Here is an 18,443-nt window from a genome sequence, read left to right as displayed (position 1 = left end):
TCAGGCTCCTGGGGTGGCGGGCGGAATGGCCCGATAGCCGGCGATCCAGTCGGGTACCTGATCGGCGGGCAGCGGCCGGGCGATCAGATAGCCCTGCAGGCAGTGGCAGCCGAACCGTCTGAGCATGGCGCGACTCGCCTCGGTCTCTACGCCCTCGGCCACTACCTTGAGGCCGAGGTTCTGTCCCAGCTCGATGGTCGAACGCACGATGACCTCATCGTCGGGGGAGCGGTCCAGGCGCAGGATGAAGGACTTGTCGATCTTGAGTTCCTGAACCGGCAGCCGCTTGAGCTGAGCCAGGGACGAGTAGCCGGTGCCGAAGTCGTCGATGGCCAGTGTCATGCCGGCGCGACGCAGCTCCTCAAGATGTCGGGTGGCGAGCGCCGGGTCCTTGATGATGGCGCTCTCGGTGACCTCGAGTCCCAGTTGGTCCGGCACCAGGCCATACCGCGAGAGTCCCTCTTTCAGCCGGCTTGTCAGGGTCTCGTCCATCACGTCCTCGGCCGACAGGTTGATGGCCACCCGCAGTTCGTGGCCCTGAGCCTGCCAGTGACGCAACTGGGCGCAGACCGTCTCGATCATCCAGCCACTGAGCAGGCGGATATTGCCCGAGCGCTCGGCCAGGGTGATGAACTCGTCGGGCGGAATGAAGCCGAGACTCGGGTGTTCCCAGCGCATCAGTGCCTCGAACTGGACGATATCGCCGTTGGTTGCCAGCACCTTGGGCTGGTAGACCATGGTCAACTGATGCTGGTCGACCGCGTCCTGGAGATCGCGGATCAGGGTCAGTTGGCGCAGGTGTCGCTCGTCCTGGCCGGCGATATAGCGCTGGTGGTGATGGTGGTGATGACGGGCGATGTCCAGGGCCACGTCGGCGCGACGCAGCAGCAGGGCGGCGCTGTCACCGTCGTCGGGGTAGCGCACCTCGCCGAACGACAGGCGCGGCCGTATCGGCGAGCCGTCCAGATCGATCGGTTCAGCGAGGCGTGACTGCATCGCCTCGAACCAGTCGGCCGGGCAGGCCGGCGTGTTCAGGCGCAGCAGGAATTCGTCACCGCCCATGCGGTAGGGCTGAACGGCCGGCGCCGGCAGCTGCTCGAGCCGCCGCGACAGGGTGATCAGGACCTGATCGCCGAGGGCATAGCCGAAGGTGTCGTTGATGCGGCGAAAGTCGCGGATCGCCAGGCGCAGCAGGGTAAACGCCTGTCCGGTGGCAATATCGTCCTGGACGTCATGCTGAGCCGAGGTGCGGTTGGGCAGATCCGTTAGCAGGTCGTGGCGGGACTGATGCAGCAGGCTCTCCTCGCGTTGCACGATATCTTCCTGCATGGTCATCAGGGTGTTTGCCAGCACCCGCATCTCGCCGCGCTGGCCGGACTCGAGATGGCCGATTCGCTCGCCCCGACCGATGCGTCGGGCGGCATCGGCAAGCCGGCGTAGCGGACGGCTGATGCCCCGGGCGCTGAAGGCTGCGACCAGGGCGGTCAGCGTCAGGGTCGCCGCGAACAGCGCCAGCAGCTGCCACTGGATATCACGATAGGGTGCCATCAGGCTCTGGCGGGACGCCTGGACCAGGGCGAAGGCTTCACTCTCTCCGGTGCGGCGTAGCAGACTGGCGCGAGTCAGGTAGTCGGCACTGGCATCCAGGTCCTCGACGCTGCCCAGGCCGTTGAGCGCCGACAGCAGCCGAGAAATCTCGGTTGGTGGCAAGGCGGCGCGAGAGGTGGCCGTATAGCTGGCGCGGGCCTCGCCCAGGCGGTGGCCGATGAAGCTTACCGGTAGCTGGGTCAGGGCATCGATCTCCAGGGCGAGCTCGGCGTCGAGCCGAAAGCCCATGCCCGCCCAGCCGATCAGGTGAGGGGCACGCACGGGTAGCAGCACGAACTGGTAGGGGACGTCGTCCTGCAGCACCACCTCCACGCTGCCCTGGCCGTCCCGGGCCGCGCGCCAGAGGCCCTCGAAGGGCAGCTGGCTCCCGGTCTCATGGTGGCTGCTGGCCAGTAGCCGTCCCTCGGGGTCGGCGAGCAGCACCATGTCCGCTTCGGCACGACTGCCATGGTTGATCAACACCGATTCCAGGGTGGCGGTATCCTGGGTGGCCACCGCGCTCTTGAAGCCGAAATCGTCTGTGAGAATATCGACGGTATCGCGTAGCCGTTCGCCGCGGGCATCGAGTACCTCGCGCAACACGCCGAGGCCGATGTCCAGGTTGCGCTGGCCGGCGGCCATGATATCGGCTCGAACGGCGCTCAAGGTGGCGGCGGCTGTCACCACCTGGGCCAGTATCACGACCGTGAGCATGGTGATGAGCAGGCGGGAACGGAAGCTCATCCGGGCCTCACTGGCTCAGGGCGCGATTGAAGCGCTGTTGCAGTGATGAGTGCTTGGGCGCTGGTCTCGGCGAGACCGCGAGCGATAGCGAGACGCTGCGCCGATCGTCGGCAGTGATCGGCGTGGGGGCCTGCCACCATTGCTGATGGGTCTCATCGAGGCGAGGGTGCCAGACACGCAGACGATGCTCACCCGGGGGCAGATCGGTCAGGCGGACCTGGCCGCTTTCGTCGGCGATCGCCTGGTAGTCGGCGTCGCTGACCACGATGAAGGCCTGCATATGGTCATGGATGTTGCAGCCGAGCACCGCCACCCCTGCCCTGTCGAAGTGCACGGGGGGTGGCGTGTCCTGCCGGTAGAGGTTCAGGTCGAATACGCCGGTGGGCGAGAAGGAATAGACGTGGTGACGGGTCGTGTCGCGGTTGGGAAAGCTGATGCGGCTGCCGACCGGCACGGCACTGACATGGGGATGAAAGGCGGCATCGCGCTGGAAGATCTCGAACGAAGCGGTATCGGCCGGCGGTGTGTCTGCAACATCCACCTCGACAACCGCATCGGGGAGCGGTTGGCCGGTTGCCGCATCAATGACGGTGATGCGGGCGGCCTTGGCGTCCAGGCTGTTGAGGGTGACAGTCGCCAGCACCAGGATGCTCAGCAGAACATGAGGGACTCGAGGCACAGCAAATCCTTTTGTCGCAGGCGTCCGGCGGGAAGCCAAGGCAGGGGGTACCTGCATCATCGGCGTTGAACGGCCCGACGTAAATGGTTGTTTTGGAGGAAACGTATCGGTATCCGTGGCCGGGGGGCAAGTCTCGATCAAGGGGACAGCCACCAGTGCTGGCGCCAGGCTCTCATCACGCGTTCGGGATACCAGGTCTTGCCACGGCTGCCGTTGTAACGGGCCAGGGCGCGCGTCAGGTCGCCATCCTCTACGGCCAGGTAGTGGGCGAGAATGGTGCAGCCATAGCGCAGGTTGAGGAGGGGATCGAAGAGGTTGTCATCCGGGCGTCCGAGGGCCTCGACCCAGAACGGCATCACCTGCATCAGTCCCCTGGCGCCGGCGCTGGACACCGCATTCGGCTGGAAGGCGCTCTCGACCTGAATCACCGCCATCACGATGCCGGGGGAGAGCCCGGCCAGCCGGGCTTCCTGCTGAATGCGGTCGAGCAGGCGAAGGCGGCGGTCGGGATCGTCGACGTAGCGGGAGAGCCGTGTTGCCATGGTCGAGCGCCATTGGTGATCCGTCCAGCGCTCGATGGGGGGCCTGGGAGTCTCGAGCACGCTCTCCAGGGTCTGGTGGAGAGGGGCTGAATAGCTCTGAGCGGCAGTGGCCGGGGCGCTGACCGACAGCAGCGCCGAGCCCAGCAGTGCCAGGCTCAGCAGTGACAGCTTCAGTCGCGTGGCGTTCAGCCAGACGCTCCGACCACGGGCATTACCCGATGCGGCCACGCAGGAAGTCGATGATGGTGTCTGCGGGTACCATGGTGGCTTGATCATCGCGACGTCCCTTGTACTCGAGCTCACCCTTGTCGAGGCTGCGATCGCCGATCACCAGCCGGTGCGGGATGCCGATCAACTCCTGATCTGCGAACTTGACCCCGGGGCGGATATCCCGGTCGTCAAGCAGCACGTCGATACCCGCGGCCGTGAGGTCCTGATACAGCCGCTCGGCGGTTTCGCGGACCCGCTCGGACTTGTGGGCGTTCATCGGCACCATGGCCACCTCGAAGGGGGCGAGGGCGTCGGGCCAGATGATGCCGGCGTCGTCATGGTTCTGCTCGATGGCGGAGGCCACCACGCGGGTCACGCCGATGCCGTAGCAGCCCATCCAGGGGTGGACGGCCTTGCCGTTGTCGCCCAGCACGGTGGCATTCATGGCCTTGGAGTACTTGGTGCCCAGCTGGAAGACGTGACCGACCTCGATGCCGCGCTTGATCGCAAGCGTACCCTGGCCGTCCGGAGAGGGGTCGCCCTCGACCACGTTACGGATGTCGGCGACCTGGGGCAGCGGCAGGTCACGCTCCCAGTTGATGCCGAAGTAGTGCTTGTCGTCCACGTTGGCGCCGGCGCCGAAGTCGTTCATCAGCGCCACGCTGCGATCGACGATCACCGGCATGTCCAGGTTGACAGGGCCGAGCGAGCCGGGGCCGGCGCCCACGGCGGCGCGGATCTCGGCCTCGGTGGCCATGGTCAGCGGTGCCTTGACCTCGGGCAGGTTCTCGGCCTTGACCTCGTTGAGCTCGTGATCACCACGTACCAGCAGGGCGATCAGGCCACCGGCCTCGGCGTGCACCATCAGCGTCTTGATGGTCTTCTCGATGGCGAGGCCATGCTTCTCGACCAGGGCGGCGATGGTCTTGGTCTCCGGGGTGTCGACCAGGCGCAGCTCCTCGCTCGGGGCGCCAGCCACGGCCTCGCTGCCCAGCGGTGCCGGCAGGGCCTCGGCCTTCTCGATGTTGGCGGCATAGTCGGAGGCGGTGGAGAAGACGATATCGTCCTCGCCGGAGTCGGCCAGCACGTGGAATTCGTGGGAGCCGGTGCCGCCGATGGCGCCGTTGTCGGCGATCACCGGGCGGAAGTCCAGCCCCAGGCGAGTGAAGATGCGCACATAGGCGTCATACATCGCCTGGTAGGTCTCCTTCAGGGAGGCCTCATCGATATGGAAGGAGTAGGCGTCCTTCATGATGAACTCCCGCGAGCGCATCACCCCGAAGCGCGGACGGATCTCGTCGCGGAACTTGGTCTGGATCTGGTAGAAGTTGGCCGGCAGCTGCTTGTAGCTCGCGATCTCCTTGCGCACCAGGTCGGTGATCACTTCCTCATGGGTCGGTCCCACGCAGTAGTCGCGGTCATGGCGATCCTTGAGGCGCAGCAGCTCCGGGCCGTACTGCTCCCAGCGGCCGGATTCCTGCCACAGCTCGGCGGGCTGGACCGCCGGCATCAGCACTTCCTGGGCGCCGGCACGATCCATCTCCTCGCGCACCACCCGCTCGACCTTGCGCAGGGTACGCAGGCCCATCGGCAGCCAGGTGTAGAGCCCCGAGGTCAGGCGGCGAATCATGCCCGCACGCAGCATCAGCTGGTGGCTGATCACTTCGGCGTCGGAGGGCGTTTCCTTGAGGGTGGAGAGCAACAGTTGGCTGGCGCGCATGGGTCCGGCGTATCCTTCGAATCTTGAACGGGCACCGGCCGGCCTGATGGCCGGCGGGCAGGGTTGCAAGCATTGTACGGTGAAGGCCGGGTGGCGGCAAAAGGCGACTGGCCTCGTCGTTCAACCCAGCGTGACGGTATCGATGCCGGCGGCGAGAGGGCCGGCCTGCAGGGCCCAGTCGGCATGGTTGTTGACCTGGCCGGATTCGCGGAGGGCGGCGATGCGCGCAAGGTCGAGGCGAGCGAACTGCCAGCCGGGGGTGGCGTCCTCGGCCTTCGTCAGTACGCCATCGGCGGGGAAACCGTGGTCGCAGGGCGCATAGACGGCGGCGCGGCCGATGTTGATGTCCACCGCCGGCGACCACAGGGCCTCGCCGACGGTGGGAGCATGCAGTACCGCTACCTGCTGCTCGATGGCTCGCGCCTGTGACGACAGCTGAACGCGGTGATAACCGGCCTGGGTGTCGGTGCAGCTGGGCACCAGCAGCAGCTCGGCGCCGGCCTCGACCAGGCGGCGGGCCAGCAGCGGAAATTCGCTGTCATAGCAGATCAGCACGCCCAGACGTCCGGCCTGGGTATCGAAGACCTTGAGCTCGCTGCCCGGCGAAATGCCCCAGGTGTCGTTCTCGAAGCGGGTCATGATCATCTTGTCCTGATAATCCATCTCCCCGTCGGGGCCGATCAGCCAGGCGCGGTTGACGAAGCATCCGTCCTCTCGCTGCCAGGGCATGGACGGGGCCAGCAGCGTCACGCCGTGTGCCCTGGCCAGTGCCTGCCAGGTGGTCAGCGCGGCGTCGCGCAACGGTTGCAGGCCGTGCAGCTGGGCATCGAGGTCGTCGCGCATCGCCTCCGGCAGCAGCGAGGTCAGCTCCATGCCGCCGTATTCGGGAAACACCAGCAGCTGTGCCCCGCGGCTCGCCGCCTCGTGCACCCAGCGGCTCGCCTTGGCCCGAAACTCGTCCAGGGAGTGAAACGCATCGATGGGGTACTGGGCGCTGGCCACGTTGACAGTGGGTGACCCTGCACTCATGTGGTCAGTTCCTTGAGCCAGAACACCATCGGTTTGGCCGTCTCCTCGACCTCGCCGACATCCTTCCAAGCGAAGGTGGTGCTAAGCGTCGGCGTGCGGCGGTAGTCCCGCCCCAGCCAGAAGTCATGCAGCGGCCGGTAGTCATCGGGCTCGAGCGGGTGGTTGGGCTCGCGCTCGACGGCGCAGAAGGCAGCCCTGGCGAACCCCTGGCGAAAGGCGTGATCCTCCCGAGCTTCCATGAAGGCCTTGCCAACCCCCTGGCCGCGATAGTCGGCCAGTAGCACCGATTCCCCGTAGTAGAAGATGTCCTCGACCCGGTAGCCGGCCTTCAGGAAGGGCGCGCGGAACGCCTCGATCTGGGCCGAGAGCGGCATGCCGGTAGCCGCGCCGACCAGCGTTTCGCCGTCGAAAGCCAGCACGAACAGGCTCTGCGGGCATTCGGCGTAGCGTGCGAGATACTCGGCCTCATAGGCAAGATCACCATCGTAGAGGTAGGGAAAGTCGCGGAAGACCCGGATGCGTAGCCGGGCCAGGGCCTCGAGGTAGGGCGTGATGCCCTGCCCCTGGCAGGTGGTCAGGGTGAGGTCGTTCATGGCAGGAGTCGTCTCATCGGCGGGAGCGGTAGTCGCGACCCTAGCAGGGGCGACGCGCATCGCCAATCCCGGCGCCTCAAGGGGCGGGTGCCAGGGAGTCAGCGCTTTCGAGGAGCCTGGCATAGGCTTCGGGACGATATTCCTCGAGCAGCGCCCACAGCCGCGCGGCGGTGCCGATATCCGGCAGGCCCCGGTAGTCGTCGGGGCGATAGCGCATCTGGAAGGCGCGCAGCGCCCCTCGAGTGGTCGCATCCGGCCGGCCGGTGGCCGCCAGTGCGAAGCCCCAGGCGGCGAGCCCCTGCTGCAGGTGCTCCAGCGAGGGCGGGGCCTTGGCGAAGTGGCGGCGATGGCGGGCGACTCGGGCCGGGTCCGGCCAGGGGCCAATGCCCGCCGCGTGAAGCCGTTGCCAGGGGAAAGCGGGCCCCGGGTCGATCTTGCGAGTCGGGGCGATCTCGGCATGACTCACCACGGCGGTGGGGGAAATGGCGTGGCGGGCGATGATGTCCCGGGCCAGGGCGATCAGCGCGGTGATCTGGGCGTCTGGGAAGGACGCCCAGGTGATGGGTGCATCGGCGGCCAGCGCGGCCTCGAGTGAGGCGAAGGTCAGCGTTGGGCCGGCATTGACGATCTCGATGCCGATGGAGGTGTCGTTGAGGTTCTCGCGACCGGCCCAGCCGCTGGCACCGGCATGCCAGGCCCGCCGCGTTTCCTCGACCAGCTGGTAGACCGGAGGCGGCTTGCCGTCGCGGGGCGGGGGAATCAGGTAATGGCTGCTGACGCTTGGGCCGGTGAGGGCGACAAGAGACTTGGTTTCATCGGCATCGGTGTAGTGGATCACCAGGTGGCGCACGCGGCTCGAATGGGACATGGCGACATGGCGATGATCGACTCGGTAACCCTCGTGTTGCTCCCGGGCCGGGCCGGTGCAGGCGACGAGCCCCAGGGCAAGCAGCAGGATGGCAAAGCATCGGATCATGGCAGTCTGGCCTTTGCCGTCGAGAGACCGGAGAGCTAGGGGAGCATCGCCAGGGAGGCGCGGCCACTGACTCCCCATGATAGCTCGAGTGACGACAAGGGCGAGCCTTCCGGTCAGGCGATCGAAGGGATTGCCGTGTCGTCGGACGGCGAGACCGGTCGGCTGATCACTCGATTACGGCCGGCTGCCTTGCAGGCATAGAGGGCGGTATCGGCGGTAGCGATCATGGCATCGAGGCTGAGGGGTTCGCCGGTCTGGGTCACGGCGACACCGATGCTGACGGTGACTACGTCGGCGACGCTGGAGGCCTCATGCTCGATACCTACCGCCTGCAGCATACCGCGCATGGCCTCGGCGAGGCCGACGGCCTCGTCTTCGTCTGCATCGAGCAGCACCACCAGGAACTCCTCCCCGCCCAGGCGGACCACGATATCGGTCTCGCGGCGAAAGGTGTCACGCAGCACGTTGGCGATCTCGACAAGACATTCGTCGCCGGCTTGATGGCCGTAGAGGTCGTTGTATTCCTTGAAATGATCGACGTCGATCACCAGTGCCGAGATGGTATGCATCCAGCGTCGACTGAGCGGCAGGGCGATGTCGAGGCGCTGCTCCAGCAGGCGCCGATTGCCGAGTCCCGTGAGCGGGTCCTTGATGGCCTGTTCTTGTAACCGATGGTTCATGTCGTTGAGACGGATGATCCGTTGGTTCAGCTGGTCGATCAGCGTCCCCTGAGGGGCTGGGCCACTCGGCAAGGCCTCACCGATGGCGGGGGGCTCGACGGCGTCAAGGTGATTGATCAGCCGTTTCAGCGGGCGTCGATAGAGGTGCTCGACCCACCACCAGGCGGCGAGTGCCACTGAGCAGGCAGCCATGGGCAGGAGTAGCGCAATAGACATGGGATCGGATCGTCCTTGTCCGTGATTGGCGACGACATCTGACATGCATGTTTTATCTAATACGCTAATGATCGGCAGGAATGACCACACCTTTAATCACGTTTTATTACTTTTAGTGACGACAGGCGTCATTTGATTTCGTCTAGGAGAGATCCGGCGTGAACTGCAGGGTCGCGAGCTGACGATATAGCGCACTGGATTGCAGCAGGGCGGCGTGGCTGCCCGATGCCACCAGGCGGCCCTGGTCGAAGACCAGCAGCCGGTCGGCGGCGATGACCGTTGCCAGGCGATGGGCGATCACGAGACTGGTGCGCCCGCGCATCAGGCGATCCAGCGCCTGCTGCACGACGCGTTCACTCTCTGCATCCAGCGCGCTGGTGGCTTCATCCAGCAGCAGCACCCGCGGATCCCGCAGCAGCGCCCGGGCGATCGCCAGCCGCTGGCGCTGGCCGCCAGAGAGCTGCACGCCACCGGGCCCCAGCGGCGTATCGAAGCCCCGGGGCAGGGCCTCGATGAAGGTCAGGGCATTGGCGTCCCGGGCGGCATCGCGCACCTCGTCGAGGCTCGCCTCGGGCTTGCCGTAGCGGATGTTGTCGGCAGCGGAGCCCGAGAACAGCATCGGCTCCTGAGCGACCAGCCCCAGCTGCGCGCGCAGTGCTTGGGGGGCGAGCTCGCGCAGGTCGATGCCATCCAGAGTCAGGCGGCCGGCCTGGGGGTCATAGAAGCGCAACAGCAGGTGCAGCAGGGTGCTCTTGCCGGCGCCGGAGGGCCCGACCAGCGCCACTCGCTCGCCGGGGCGAATGCTCAGGTCGATGCCATCGAGCGCCGGAGCGTCGGGGCGGTTCGGGTAGGCAAAGCGCACCGCCTCGATGCCGATGGCACCCTCGACCCTAGCGGGCAGTGCTCGCGGAGTGGCCGGGGCCGTGATGGCCGGGCGGGCATCGAGCAACTCCAGCAGCCGCTCGGCGGCGCCGGCGGCACGCTGTACGTCGCCGGCCACTTCGGCTAGCGCTGCCACACCGCCGGCAGCCAGCACCGCATAGAAGACGAACGCCGAGAGTTCGCCGGCACTCATGTCGCCCGCGAGCACCGCATGGCCGCCCTGCCAGAGCATCAGGCCGACGGCGGTGAACACGACCAGCATGGCGATGCCGGTCAGCCAGGCCCGCTGACGGGTGCGATCGATGGCGGTGGAGAAGGCCTCTTCGACCCGGGTGCCGTAGTCGCGACGGTCAATGGGCTCGTGGCCGAAGGCTTGTAGCGTGCGGATGCCGGTCAGCGCCTCGCCGGCATAGCGGCCAAGCTCCGCCACCCGATCCTGACTCGATCGCGACAGGCGCCGCACCCGGCGGCCATACCACAGGATCGGCAATAGCGTGGCGGGAATGCCCAACAGCACCAGCGCCGAGAGCCAGGGCTGGGTCGCGACCATCATCACTACCGCGCCGATCAGCATCAGCAGGTTGCGCAGCGCCACCGACAGCGACGAGCCGAACAGGCTCTGCAGCACGCTGGTGTCGGCGGTCAGTCGCGACTGGATCTCGCCGGCCCCGCCATGGCGGGGTTCGTCGGCGGCGGTCGCCTCTTGCTCGAAGAAGGCCGGCTCGAGAGTCAGCAGATGATCGAAGACCTGGCGGCGAAGATTGCCGGCCAGCCGCTCGCCGATCCAGGTGACCAGGTAGTAGCGCAGCGCCGAGGCCCCCGCGAGCAGGGCCACGATCGCCAGCAACCCGAGCAGCGCCTGATTGAGGCGCGCCGCATCCTCGGCGATGAAGCCCTGGTCGATGACCAGCTTGAGCCCCTGGCCGACCAGCAGCACGCTGCCCGAGGCCACCAGTAGGGCCAGGCCCGCCAGCATCAGGCGGGTGCGATAGGGGCTCAGCAGCGAGAGCAGGCGCAGCAGGATGCGGGGATGCGGGCGTGATGTCATGGAGGGTGTCAGGCCTCGGCTGGGCATGGAGAGTGGCGATCGAGTGATGAACGCGGTGAGAGGTCTGCGGCGACGCGGTCCGGTGAAGGCCTCTTGAAGGAGATGCGTCTCGTGACCATATTACCAACGACCTAACCCGTACTGACAATTTCCCCTTCATCGACTTCAGGAGCGTTCATGGCCGATACAACGACGGACTCATCCGCGGACACCCTGACCCTTGCCTGCCCCCATTGCGTCGCCATGAACCGGGTTGCTCGCGCCCGACTGGCCCAGGGACGCTGCGGCAAGTGCAAGCAGGCGCTGTTCACCGGCGCGCCGATCGAGCTCAATGGCGGCAACTTCAATGCCGTGGTCAACCGCAGCGACCTGCCGGTGGTCGTGGATTTCTGGGCCGCCTGGTGCGGGCCCTGCAAGGCGATGGCGCCGATCTTCGCCCAGCTAGCCGGTGAGCTGGAACCACGCATGCGCTTTGCCAAGCTGGATACCGACGCCGAGCAGGCGCTGGCCGGGCGCTTTAACATCCGCAGCATTCCGACCCTGGCGGTGTTTCAGGGCGGCCGGGAAGTCGCCCGCCAGGCAGGCGTCATGCAGGGCCCTCAGCTCAAGCAGTGGCTGGCCCCGCATCTGTTATGAGGGCTATTAGGCCACGAGCACCTGCAGGGGTGAGTGCGTGCTGATGCCCCGATGGCCTCATGACGGCATGCAACAGGTTCGCGTTGCCGGAGTGACCGGCGGGCAAGAGCTAGTCGGCATAGATCTAGAGGGCATAGATCTAGAGGGCATAGATCATCTTGCGGGTCATGCCGCCGTCGACCACGAAGTTCTGGCCGGTGATGAAGCCTGCCTCATCGGAAAGCAGGAAGGCCGCCATGGACGCGATGTCGCGTGGCTCGCCGACCCGGCCGGCGGGATGCTGAGCATGATCGCCGTCACTCAACTCGGCGGCCTGTCGGCGCGAGGGCTTTTGCCATTCGCCGACCTCGATCCATCCCGGGCTGATGGCATTGACGCGAATCGCTGAACCCAGGCTCATCGCCAGGGCATGCGTCAGCGCCACGATGCCGCCCTTGCTGGCGGCATAGGCCTCGGTGTCGGGCTCGGATTGCAGCGCCCGGGTCGAGGCGATATTGACGATGGCGCCACGATGCTTGCGTAGCGCCGGTGCCGCATGCTTGGTGGTCAGGAAGGCGCCGGTCAGGTTGGTGTCGAGCACCTTGTGCCAGGTCTCAAGCGTCAAAGACTCGATGGGCCCCAGGAAGGGGTCGGCGAGGGCCGCGTTGTTGATTACCCCATCGAGTCGCCCGTGGCGCGTCAGGGTCTCCTCGAGGCTGGCCTTGACCTGGTCCTCGTCGGACACGTCGACCTGCTGGAAGCTCAGGGCCTCGGGGTCGCCAGGGGCCGCTGCCCCCTCCACGCATTCGGCGAGTTCCGCCAGGCACGCCTCGCCGGCTTCTCGATCGCGATCGGCGATCACGACTCGGTAGCCGCGTGACAGCAGGCCAAGCGCCATGCCTCGGCCGATGCCCTGGGCGCCGCCCGTGATGTAGACCACCTTGCCGTTGTTCATCGTCTGCTCTCCTCAAGTTCGGATGGCCTTACCCTGCGGCGTGCCTGCGGACAACGCAAGCGCCTGACCCACATCAAGGAACGATCAGTTGCCGGACCGTCGAGGCGTGGTCCGCGACTAGACTCAAGGCATGCTCACAAGGGTGGGGAGGGCTTTCTCATGGTGACGCCGCTTGCCTGTGTCCGCCAGCTTGCCACGCGACTCGAGGAGCGTCCCAGCGACTACGATGCCTTGCTCTCAAGCGTCGCTGATCGCTCCTTCGTGCTGCTCGGCGAGGCCTCCCACGGTACCGCCGAGTTCTATCGCCTGCGCGGCGAGATCACCCGGCGACTGATCGAGGAGGCGGGCTTCGAGGCGGTGCTGGTCGAGGCCGACTGGCCCGATGCCTTGCGCCTCAACCGCTTCGTGGCCGGCGAGGGCGAGGACACGTTGCTCGAGGCCTTCGGCGACTTCCAGCGTTTTCCCCAGTGGATGTGGCGCAATGCCCAGGCGGGCGATTTCATCGCCTGGCTGGCCGACCATAACGCGGCCAGGTCCGGGGCGCCGGTGGGGTTTCATGGCCTGGATCTCTACAGCCTGCACCGCAGTGCCGAGGCGGTGATCGCCTACCTCGAAGGCATCGACGCCGAGCAGGCCAAGCGTGCCCGCGAGAGCTATGCCTGTCTCGATCATCACGGCGATCCCTTCCACTACGGGCGCGATGTGGCCTTCGGCCTCACCCCCTCCTGCGAGGCGGCCTCCATCCGGCTGTTGATCGAGCTGCTTCACAAGGCCCCGGACTACCTAAGCGCCGATGGTCGGCGGGCGGCCGATGCGCAGTTCTTCGCCGAGCAGAATGCGCGGGTGGTGGTCCACGCCGAGGAATACTACCGCGAGATGTTCGGCTCCCGGGTCGATACCTGGAACCTGCGGGATACCCACATGACCGAGACCCTGGCCGCCTTGCACGACCACCTGCGCCGCCAGGGCGGGATGGGCAAGGTGGTGGTCTGGGCGCACAACTCCCACTTGGGCGACGCCCGTGCCACCGAGATGGGCAGGGCGCGGGGCCAGCACAACATCGGCCAGCTGGCGCGCCAGCGCTTCGGTGCCGAACGGGTGCTGCTGGTCGGGTTCACCACTTACACCGGCCATGTGGCCGCCGCCCGCGACTGGGATGGGCCGGTCGAGCATCGCTGGGTGCGCCCGGCTCGCCAGGACAGCTACGAGGGGCTCTTTCACCAGAGCGGCCTGGACCGCTTCTATCTGCCGCTGGCCGGCGCTGCGGCGGAGCCGCTCGATGAACCGCTGCTGGAGCGTGCCATCGGCGTGATCTATCGTCCGGAGACGGAGCGGGGCAGCCACTACTTCCGCGCCTCGCTAGCCAGGCAGTTCGATGCGGTCTTCCATCTCGACGAGACCACAGCGGTCGAGCCCTTCGACACCGGCGGCCCCTGGCGCAAGGAGGAGGTGCCCGAGACCTATCCCTTCGGCCTATGAGATAGGCGGCTGAGGGCGGGCAGGCGGAATCATGAAGCTGTTCTTCTCTATCGGCCATTCGGAGCTCATGCCGGCGACTGAAAATGGGCCCGCGCTCCCGTTGGCCCTTGTCTTCTTGATACACGTCAACGAGCCGTTGACGGACGCAGACTAGCTTTCCTGATGGGTATTGGGCCTTTTTCGAGGAGGACACACCATGGCCAGGAAGAACGTCAAGCACATCAACCCGACCAGCGCCGCGGTGAACAAGGCAACGGCTGAGCCGGACCAGGCGCTGACGGAGCCCCAGCACCAGGCACTGAACCCGTTCCATGAAATGGAGCGCATGTTCGACAAGATGTTCGAGCGCGGCTGGATGCCGTCCATGTGGCGCCGCGAGCATCCTCTCTGGGAGCGCTTCGGCCACCTGGAGCAACAGGACCTTCCGAAGGTCGATGTCATCGACCGGGATGCCGAACTGATCGTCAAGGCCGAGCTGCCCGGCATCAAGCGCGAGGATCTGGACATCTCGGTGACCGAGGATAGCGTCACGATCAAGGGCGAGAGCAAGCAGGAAACCAAGGAGGAGACCGGCGAGTATTTCCGCAGCGAGATCTCCCAGAAAAGCTATTCCCGGACCCTGTCGCTCCCCTGCGAGGTCGACACCGACAAGGCCGAGGCCAGTTTCAACGACGGCGTGCTGGAACTGACCCTGCCCAAGCAGAAGGAAGCCAACCGGCGCAAGGTCGAGATCAAGTAGGTACTTGGGCGCCAGGTGTCATGTCAGGCGGCGCAGCTTGCGAAACCAGGCCTGGCGAGTCTTGTCGCTCATCGTCTCTACGCTGCCCACCAGGGTCTCGCATGCCCGCCTGGCTTCGCCATCCGGCACGCGAGTCTGCGCAACGAGGCAGGTTCTGAATGCAGGGTAGCCAACCTCGGGTGGGCCGAGGCTGACGTGGGGCAAGAGGGGGCCGCTCTCGAGGTGCTGAGCCGTCGTTCGGGGGTTAGCTCCGCTTGAGCTGGTCGCGCAGCTGGTTGGGCACCTTCTTGATGATTAACCGGTCCTGGTCAGCGTCGTATTCCACACTGTCGCCCAGCAGGTGCGAGTCGAAGCTGATCGAGACGCCGCCAGCCCGGCCGGTGAAGCGGCGAAACTGGTTAAGGGCTCGCTTGTCCGGCGGGATCTCCGGCGCCAGGCCGTAGTCCTGCTGACGAATGTAGTCGTAGAAGGCCTTGGGCTGCTGCTCGTCGACCAGCTCGGAGAGCTCGTCGAGGGTGATCGGCTCGCCGCGGCTGGCCTGGTCGCTGGCATAGTCGATCACCGCATCGGTCTTCTCGCGGCTCTGCTCCTCGGGCAGGTCTTCCTGCTCCACATAGTCGCTGAACGCCTTGAGCAGGGTGCGGGTCTCGCTTGAGGCGTCCACGCCCTCCTGGGCGCCCAGCAACGTGGCGACATCATCGGCGAGCTTCTTGCCGCCGCGATCGCGCAGGAAGGACAGGTACTGGCGAGACGGCGAGGCGTCCTGCCACTGGGTGAGGTTGATGCGAGCCGCCAGTGAGGGCTGAGTCAGGTTGAGCTGGCTGGCGGGTACCACCTGCTGCTCGTTATCGATGGCGAAGCCCTGGCGCGGGTGCAGCAGGGCCAGCATCAGCGATTCCGTATCGCATGTGCGCTCATGGGCGATGAGCAGCTGGCCGCCGAGCGGCAGGTGGTCGTCGACCAGTGCCGTGACCCGCTCAGCAAGCTCGCGGGTGAAGGTCACGAAGTCCTGGTCGCCCGCCAGGAAGGCCGCGAGGCGTGGGGCGAAGTCGCCGGCGTCCTCGCCCTCGGCGAAGCGCCCCCAGGCCTTGGCCTTGCCGTGATAGGCCTTGTTGAGGCCGGCCAGCAGTTCGCCCATGGCGGGGCTCTCGGCGCTGGCCGCAGTGGCGGGCCTGAGGGTCGCCGGGGCGTCGCTGCCGGCCTTGTCGATGGTGTGAACGATGCTAGTCAGAATCGGCATTTTTGACCCTTGGCTCGGACATGGGGCCGCGATGATACCGCATGATGCCCCTCGGCTGGTCCACCCGCTGCCGTGGATGCGTCAGGTACAGGAGGTTTCGGGCTCAAGTCATGGCGTGGCCTGCGTTTTTCACATTGGTGCAGTCGATATCGCGTTCAGGCGGTCAGCCCCTTGTAGATGAGGTTGAGGCTTGCCAGCAGCAGGATGGCATAGGCAGTGCGACGCAAGTTGCGATCGCTTAGCGGCGGCGGTAGCCGCCTGGCCAGCTCGGTGACGATGGCGACCACGACGGCACCGATGCCACCCAACACCAGCAGCTCGTGGAGCTGTTCACCGGCGCGGCCGGGTGACACCAGCGAGAACCCCATGCGCGCCAGCCCCATGATCAAGAAGGTGCCCAGCAGGGTGCAGCGGATCGCGATCAAGGTCATCGGCTGGCGGTAGAGCATCACCACCAGGGGCGGACCATTGGCGGCGAAGAGGCCGCCCATCAGCCCCGACAGCATCCCCGCCAGGCGAAATTGCCAGGTCGGCGAGCGTGTCTCGCGGGGTTCCGGAGAGCGCATCAGGGCGATGCAGGCGATCAGGATCACGAACCCCAGCAACATCCCCAGCAAGGGGGCGCGAGACTCGCCCAGCCAGATTGCCAGGTAGTAGCCCACCGGCAGCATCAGCATGCCGAACAGCAGCAGGCGGCGCAGCAATGCGAGGTCGATGTCGCGCCAGTGCCCGCGAAGCGCCATGGTGTTGTTGAACAAGGCCAGCAGAGTGCAAAGCAGGGCGGCGCTCTCGATGGACAGCACCTCGAGAGCCGTCAGGAGCCCCATGACGATCAAGCCGAAGGCAAAGCCGGTGAGGGTCTGGACATAGCTGGCGAGGGCCAGACTTAGGAAGATGGCGAAGTATTGCCAGAGTTGCATGGCGTGGGTCTCGGGCAGGAAGCGTCAGAAAACCGCGTATTGTCCCTGTCCGAGCGTCCGATGAATAGGGGCAAGGCGGGCAGCCGTCATAGACAGCGGCGCCAAGGCCCGCGCGAGGCGGGCCTTAGCAAGAGAGCGAGCCCTGGCCTGGGCGCTCGGCTCAGGCCTCGGTGCGCTCGAGGAACTGGCGCACCCGCTGTGAGCTCGAGCGGGTGAAGAAGGTTTCCGGCTCGGCCTTTTCGATGATGATGCCCTTCTCCAGGAACACCACCTGATCGGAGACCGCCCGGGCGAAGGCCATCTCGTGGGTGACGATCACCATGGTGTAGCCCTCGGCGGACAGGTCCTTGATCACCGCCAGCACCTCGCCGACCAGCTCCGGGTCCAGCGCCGAGGTGGGCTCGTCGAACAGCATCACCTCGGGTTGCATGGCCAGAGCACGGGCGATGGCGACACGCTGCTTTTGGCCACCGGACAGGGTACTGGGGTAAGCGTCGGCCTTGTGTGCCATGCCGACCTTCTCGAGCAGCGAACGAGCCAGGGTCTCGGCCTCGGCCTTGGACTTGCCCTGAACATGGATCGGCGCCTCGGTGACGTTGTGCAGTACGTTCAGGTGGGGCCAGAGGTTGAAGCTCTGGAAGACCATACCAGTCTTGGCGCGGACCCGCGCCAGGTCGCGCGTCGCCATCGGACGTCCGTTCTCGTTGCGGCCGATGCGCTCGCCGGCGATGTGGATGCTGCCGTGGTCGGGTTGCTCCAGCCAGTTGATGCAGCGCAGCAGGGTGGACTTGCCCGACCCCGACGACCCCAGGATGGTGACCACATCGCCCTTCTTGACGTCCAGGGTCACATCACGGAGGACCTCGACATCGTCGAAGCTTTTGGACAGGTGGCGGATAGATACCGCGTGCGTATCAGACATTGTCGAATCCCCGCTTGGCGCTGAAACGCCCACATTGTTTGATGATGATTTCCATCACGATGCTGACCGCCCAGTAGAAGCCGATGACGACGATGAAGGCTTCGGTGGGAATGAAGTAGGTGCCCGAGAGGCTATTGGCGGTGGCGGTTAGCTCCTGAACCGTGATGATGACCAGGAAGGCGGTGTCCTTGAGCGCGATCACCAGCTGGTTGCCCAGCAGCGGACGCGTCTGCATCACGACCTGCGGCAGGATGAGTCGTAAGAACATCTTGCTGCGGGTGAAGCCATGGGCTACGGCGGCCTCCACCTGACCGGGCGGAAAGGTCAGCCGGCTGCCGCGCATGATCTCGGCGAAGTAGGCGCCGTGATAGACGGCCAGGGCCCCGACTCCGGCCCACCAGGCGTCCAGGCGAATGCCGAGCGTCGGCAGGCCGTAGTAGAGCAGGTAGGCCAGAATCAGAAAGGGCAGGGTGCGCATGGTGTCGATGAAGATGCGCAGCGGTGCGGCGAGACGGGGCCGACTGCCCTCAAGCAGGTAGAGCACGCCGCAGCCGATCAGAAAGGCCACCGAGATCGAGAGACCAAAGATCTCGAGGGTGCTCAGGAAGCCGTTCCAGAGCTTTTCGCGAGCATCCCAGAGGATTTCCCAGTTGTTCATGCGTTCCCC

The 18,443-nt window shown here is 66.1% G+C and carries 17 protein-coding genes; 3 read left to right on the top strand and 14 right to left on the bottom strand.

What is annotated here, in order from left to right; translation table 11 throughout:
• From IEJ03_RS09535 to IEJ03_RS09495, 9 genes are all read right to left on the bottom strand, one after another.
• Complete coding sequence (locus tag IEJ03_RS09535) at nt 1-2,331, bottom strand: EAL domain-containing protein (RefSeq protein ID WP_192034641.1); 2,331 nt, start codon at nt 2,329-2,331, stop codon at nt 1-3.
• 7 nt (nt 2,332-2,338) lie between these two features.
• Nucleotides 2,339-3,010 (bottom strand): carboxypeptidase regulatory-like domain-containing protein, encoded by a 672-nt coding sequence (locus IEJ03_RS09530; RefSeq protein ID WP_192034640.1) that lies wholly within the window; start codon nt 3,008-3,010, stop codon nt 2,339-2,341.
• A gap of 137 nt (nt 3,011-3,147) precedes the next feature.
• Nucleotides 3,148-3,828, bottom strand: coding sequence for a lytic transglycosylase domain-containing protein (locus IEJ03_RS15995; protein WP_192034639.1), 681 nt, complete (start codon nt 3,826-3,828; stop codon nt 3,148-3,150).
• Complete coding sequence (locus IEJ03_RS09520; RefSeq protein ID WP_192034638.1) at nt 3,764-5,482, bottom strand: proline--tRNA ligase; 1,719 nt, start codon at nt 5,480-5,482, stop codon at nt 3,764-3,766. The genes IEJ03_RS15995 and IEJ03_RS09520 overlap by 65 nt, the downstream gene beginning before the upstream one ends.
• Nucleotides 5,483-5,602: 120 nt before the next feature.
• Nucleotides 5,603-6,511 (bottom strand): carbon-nitrogen hydrolase family protein, encoded by a 909-nt coding sequence (locus tag IEJ03_RS09515; RefSeq protein WP_192034637.1) that lies wholly within the window; start codon nt 6,509-6,511, stop codon nt 5,603-5,605.
• Nucleotides 6,508-7,104, bottom strand: a complete 597-nt coding sequence (locus IEJ03_RS09510) for a GNAT family N-acetyltransferase (RefSeq protein WP_192034636.1) — start codon at nt 7,102-7,104, stop codon at nt 6,508-6,510. Before IEJ03_RS09510 ends, IEJ03_RS09515 begins: the two co-directional genes overlap by 4 nt.
• Before the next feature lie 76 nt (nt 7,105-7,180).
• Nucleotides 7,181-8,080, bottom strand: a complete 900-nt coding sequence (locus tag IEJ03_RS09505) for an N-acetylmuramoyl-L-alanine amidase (RefSeq protein WP_192034635.1) — start codon at nt 8,078-8,080, stop codon at nt 7,181-7,183.
• A gap of 113 nt (nt 8,081-8,193) precedes the next feature.
• The gene (locus IEJ03_RS09500) at nt 8,194-8,976 is read right to left on the bottom strand and encodes a GGDEF domain-containing protein (protein WP_192034634.1); all 783 of its coding nucleotides are present in this window, start codon (nt 8,974-8,976) and stop codon (nt 8,194-8,196) included.
• 142 nt (nt 8,977-9,118) lie between these two features.
• A complete protein-coding gene (locus IEJ03_RS09495; protein ID WP_192034633.1) occupies nt 9,119-10,906 on the bottom strand; it encodes an ABC transporter transmembrane domain-containing protein in 1,788 nt (595 codons plus the stop codon).
• Between the two features lie 177 nt (nt 10,907-11,083).
• Here IEJ03_RS09495 and trxC point away from each other — a divergent pair, with 177 nt between their 5' ends.
• Complete coding sequence (trxC, locus tag IEJ03_RS09490) at nt 11,084-11,542, top strand: thioredoxin TrxC (protein ID WP_192034632.1); 459 nt, start codon at nt 11,084-11,086, stop codon at nt 11,540-11,542.
• Between the two features lie 139 nt (nt 11,543-11,681).
• Here the strand turns inward: trxC and IEJ03_RS09485 are convergent, their stop codons facing one another.
• A complete protein-coding gene (locus IEJ03_RS09485) occupies nt 11,682-12,476 on the bottom strand; it encodes a glucose 1-dehydrogenase (RefSeq protein WP_192034631.1) in 795 nt (264 codons plus the stop codon).
• Between the two features lie 159 nt (nt 12,477-12,635).
• Here IEJ03_RS09485 and IEJ03_RS09480 point away from each other — a divergent pair, with 159 nt between their 5' ends.
• Both IEJ03_RS09480 and IEJ03_RS09475 read left to right on the top strand, forming a co-directional pair.
• Nucleotides 12,636-13,955, top strand: a complete 1,320-nt coding sequence (locus tag IEJ03_RS09480; RefSeq protein WP_192034630.1) for an erythromycin esterase family protein — start codon at nt 12,636-12,638, stop codon at nt 13,953-13,955.
• 196 nt (nt 13,956-14,151) lie between these two features.
• The gene (locus tag IEJ03_RS09475; protein ID WP_192034629.1) at nt 14,152-14,694 is read left to right on the top strand and encodes an Hsp20/alpha crystallin family protein; all 543 of its coding nucleotides are present in this window, start codon (nt 14,152-14,154) and stop codon (nt 14,692-14,694) included.
• 244 nt (nt 14,695-14,938) lie between these two features.
• Here the strand turns inward: IEJ03_RS09475 and yejK are convergent, their stop codons facing one another.
• The 4 genes from yejK to IEJ03_RS09455 all read right to left on the bottom strand — a co-directional run bounded on the left by yejK (nt 14,939) and on the right by IEJ03_RS09455 (nt 18,434).
• Nucleotides 14,939-15,934, bottom strand: a complete 996-nt coding sequence (gene yejK / locus IEJ03_RS09470; RefSeq protein ID WP_192034628.1) for a nucleoid-associated protein YejK — start codon at nt 15,932-15,934, stop codon at nt 14,939-14,941.
• Between the two features lie 155 nt (nt 15,935-16,089).
• On the bottom strand, nt 16,090-16,854 hold the full coding sequence (locus IEJ03_RS09465) for a sulfite exporter TauE/SafE family protein (RefSeq protein WP_192034627.1): 765 nt from the start codon (nt 16,852-16,854) through the stop codon (nt 16,090-16,092).
• A 160-nt stretch (nt 16,855-17,014) separates the two neighbouring features.
• On the bottom strand, nt 17,015-17,776 hold the full coding sequence (locus tag IEJ03_RS09460; RefSeq protein ID WP_192034626.1) for an amino acid ABC transporter ATP-binding protein: 762 nt from the start codon (nt 17,774-17,776) through the stop codon (nt 17,015-17,017).
• Nucleotides 17,769-18,434 (bottom strand): amino acid ABC transporter permease, encoded by a 666-nt coding sequence (locus IEJ03_RS09455; protein ID WP_192034625.1) that lies wholly within the window; start codon nt 18,432-18,434, stop codon nt 17,769-17,771. Before IEJ03_RS09455 ends, IEJ03_RS09460 begins: the two co-directional genes overlap by 8 nt.
• Between the last annotated feature and the right edge of the window lie 9 nt (nt 18,435-18,443).

Origin of the sequence: Halomonas sp. YLGW01 (assembly GCF_014840935.1) — a bacterium.
Classification (GTDB): domain Bacteria; phylum Pseudomonadota; class Gammaproteobacteria; order Pseudomonadales; family Halomonadaceae; genus Onishia.
This window is presented reverse-complemented; position numbering and strand designations above follow the sequence as displayed.